We start from the raw sequence: 3,997 nt of genomic DNA on the forward strand, positions 1-3,997 counted from the left end.
AAATGCTATCTTCTTGTTTCTGCTTAACTTAGAAAATTAAATTTTTTTACACTCATCAATCGCACTAAAATCAATAATTGTTTAAAAAAACATGAAATTGTTCATTTTTTTTAACGTTGCCTTAACGTTCAAAGCTAAAAATGTTATAATTTTGCCAAAAATTAATTAACAAAACAACGATGAAAAAATTATTTAAAGTATTTTTATTTTTAGTTGTGTTGGGTTCTTCAAGTAGCTTGTTTGCTCAAGGGAATACAACATCTTCGATTAATGGTATCGTATATGACACTGACAAACAGTCTTTGCCTGGTGCTACCATTTTAGCTGTTCACGGCCCTTCTGGGACTCGTTACACATCAACTACTGATTTTGACGGTAGTTTCAGAATTTCGAATATGAGAGTAGGTGGTCCTTACAAGATCACAATTTCTTATGTTGGATTTAAATCGTTTCAAGATAATGGGTCTTTCCTTCAGTTAGGAGAATCAAACACTTTGAAAGTGGTTTTAGTTAGTGAGTCAAATGAATTGAAAGAGGTTGTAGTTACAAGTTCTAGAGATAATACATTTAACTCTAAAAGAACCGGAGCTCAAACAGTTATTGATTCGAAAAAAATCAATGCTTTACCTACTTTATCACGAAATATTTCTGATTTTGCACGTTTAACTCCACAAGCTCAGTTGAGAGGTGATGACGTCTTGTCAATTGGTGGTCAAAACAACCGTTTCAACTCTATTTATATTGATGGAGCTGTAAGTAATGATGTTTTTGGTCTTGCTGCAAACGGAACAAATGGTGGTCAAACAGGAGTTAGTCCTATCTCAATTGATGCAATTGAACAATTTCAAGTGAGTGTTTCTCCTTTTGATGTTAAATTATCGGGATTTGCTGGTGGTGCAATTAGTGCAATTACTAGATCTGGAACTAATGAATTTGAAGGTTCTGCTTATTTTTTAAATAGAAATCAAAATTTAGTTGGAATGACACCTCCTTCATTGGCAGGAACTTCAAGAAGATCTAAATTAGCAGATTTTACTGCCCAAACTTACGGTATTCGTGCTGGTGGAGCTTTGAAAAAAGATAAATTATTTTATTTTATCAACTACGAAAGACAAGACAACGAAACTCCACAACCTTTTGAGTTGTCAACTTATACAGGTGACTCGAGAAATAGATTAGGAGAATTGAGAACTAAGTTGGCTTCTTATGGCTACGATCCAGGTTCTTTTGAAAATAATGTAAGAACTTTAGTAAGTGATAAGTTAACTACAAAATTAGACTGGAATATCAACGATAATCATAAATTGTCTTTGAGACATAGTTATGTAAAAGCTGAAAACTTCTCACCAAACCGTTCTTCTGTAACAGCAATCAATTTTATAAATGGTAGTCAATTATTTGAATCTACTACAAATACAACTGCGTTAGAGTTGAGCTCTAAATTTGGAAATAAATTTTCTAATAATTTAGTTGTTGCTTATACTGATGTTAATGATGATAGAGATGCATCAGGAACTCCGTTCCCAACTGTTCAGATTTTTGACGGTGCTGCTCCAAGTATCTTTTTTGGTGCAGAGGCTTTTTCAACTGCTAACTTGTTGAGACAAAAAATATTAACAATAACGGATAATTTAGAAATCAATATTGGAAGAAACACGCTTACAATTGGTACGCACAATGAATTTTCTAACTCTAGAAATGTTTTCTTTGGAAATAATTTTGGTTCTTACCGTTATAATAATTTAAATGATTTCTTAAACAATGCTAAGCCAAATAGATTTCAATTAAACTACTCATTAATTGGTGGTGAAGGGGATGATTCTCAAGGAGCGGCTGAGTTTGGAACTATGCAATTTGGAGCATACATCCAAAACGACATGAGAGTTAATGACAATCTTAAAGTTTCATATGGTGTTCGTGTAGACGTTCCAGTATGGGAAGACGGTTTAGTAAATAATGATTTCAATACCAGAACAGTTGGCTTATTGACAGCAGCTGGAAAGGATTTGCAAGGGGCTAGAGTTGGTGAAGCTATCAGAACTCAAGCACATATCTCTCCAAGAGTTGGTTTCAACTATGATTTGAACGGTAAAAAAACTACTCAATTTAGAGGGGGTGCTGGTGTGTTTACTTCAAGATTACCTCTAGTTTGGCCAGGTGGTACTTATAATAATAATGGTTTATCACAAGGAGCAATTCAAATTACTTCTGCAGCAGATATGCCTGTGTTTAATCCTAATCCTAGTGTTGCAAGTCAGCTAGCTCCATTACCTAACACCAATTTGTATCCAAGACCTGGATCAGGTTTACCGGGGGGTAATATCGATTTATTTGCAAAAGATTTTAAATTACCGCAGGTTTTTAAAGCTAGTTTTGCAGTAGATCAAAAATTACCTTATGGTTTTGTATTGTCATCTGAAATTATATATAATGATAATATTAGTGCTGTATTGTACGAAGATTTAAACATAAGAGCTGCTAGTTCTAATTTAACAGGTCCAGATACACGTCCGCGTTTTAATGGAAACTCTCGTGTTGATCAAAGATATTTAGGAATTTACTTAGGATCAAATACTTCTGAAGGTAAATCACATAATTTATCGTTTACGTTAACTAAAAACTTTAGATCTGATTTTATTGATGCTAATGTTTCAGGAACCTATTCTTATGGTAAATCTACCGTATTAATGGACGCTACATCATCTCAAAATAGTTCTCAGTGGAGAAACGTTGAAAATGTTAATGGAGCTAATAACTTAGTATTATCTCGTTCTGATTTTGATCCAGGTAGAAGAATCATCGCTAATGGTAATGCAACATTCAAATGGAATGAATTTACAAAAACTACTTTAGGATTGTTCTACGAAGGTGCTCAAGGAACCCCATTTAGCTATGTATATAATGATGCTGGAAGAATATCTCAAGATACTTTCTCGAACTCTGCTTTAATTTATGTTCCTGCTACCAAAGCTGACATTACATTTGTAACTGCTAACGGATTAACTCCAGACCAACAATGGGATGCATTTAATTCATTTGTTGAAGGGAATGATTATTTAAGAAGTAGAAGAGGGAAGTATGCGGAACGTAATGGAGACCGTTTGAAAACATCTCATATTATTGATTTGAAATTTGCTCAAGATTTTACAATTAAAGTGGGTAAAAAGAAACATACATTGTCTTTCACTGCTGATATCTTTAACTTTACAAATATGTTGAATAAAGATTGGGGTAAAAGATATTTTGTAAGTAATGATCAAGTTCCATTGCTAACACAAGTAGGTTCTACTATTGCTGCAGGAGCTAGACCAGTATTTAGTTTTAACCCAGTTACTGCTGCCAACATTAACCAAGTTGATGATGTAGGTTTAAATTCATCAAGATGGCAAGTGCAAACAGGTTTACGTTATACTTTTAACTAGACTTTTTAAACTAAAATCAAACCCTTATTTCATTGAAATAAGGGTTTTTTTATTATATTTGATTTTCAAAAAATATAAATATGTATTATTTCATTCAAAAATTTCATTCGGGTTGGGCGTATTTAGCCATTCTACTTTTAGTAGTAGCAGTAGTAAATTCCTTTATTGGTAAATCCTCTCAAAAAGAGTTTACCGCCAAAGACCGTAAAATTGCTTTGTTTGCTTTAATAGGAACTCATGTTCAATTGTTAGTAGGATTGGTATTGTATTTTGTATCACCATTAGGATCAGCCGTTTTTGGTCAAATGAAAAACGAAGCGTATCGATTGACTTCTCTAGAACATCCTTTGATTAATATCATTGCTATTGTGTTGATTACTATTGGTTGGTCTAAACATAAAAAAGCAGCTAATAATGAAGCTAAATTCCAATCTATCGCTATTTTTTACGGAATCGGTTTGGTTTTAATTCTGAGTAGAATTCCATGGAGTTTATGGTTCTAAAGTACAAAGTCCTGAAAAGGACTTTTTTTATCCCAATTTTTAATTAAAAAAAGCAAACATGAAAAAAGGTTT

The 3,997-nt window shown here is 33.0% G+C and carries 2 protein-coding genes; both read left to right on the forward strand.

Features of this window, described 5'->3' with window-relative positions:
- Positions 1–179 precede the first annotated feature (179 nt).
- Complete coding sequence (locus ACIQ6Z_RS09420; RefSeq protein ID WP_396210629.1) at positions 180–3,422, forward strand: carboxypeptidase regulatory-like domain-containing protein; 3,243 nt, start codon at positions 180–182, stop codon at positions 3,420–3,422.
- 80 nt (positions 3,423–3,502) lie between these two features.
- Positions 3,503–3,925, forward strand: a complete 423-nt coding sequence (locus ACIQ6Z_RS09425; RefSeq protein ID WP_396210630.1) for a hypothetical protein — start codon at positions 3,503–3,505, stop codon at positions 3,923–3,925.
- Positions 3,926–3,997: the final 72 nt, after the last annotated feature.

Origin of the sequence: Flavobacterium sp. (assembly GCF_044376915.1) — a bacterium.
In the GTDB taxonomy this organism is placed as follows: domain Bacteria; phylum Bacteroidota; class Bacteroidia; order Flavobacteriales; family Flavobacteriaceae; genus Flavobacterium.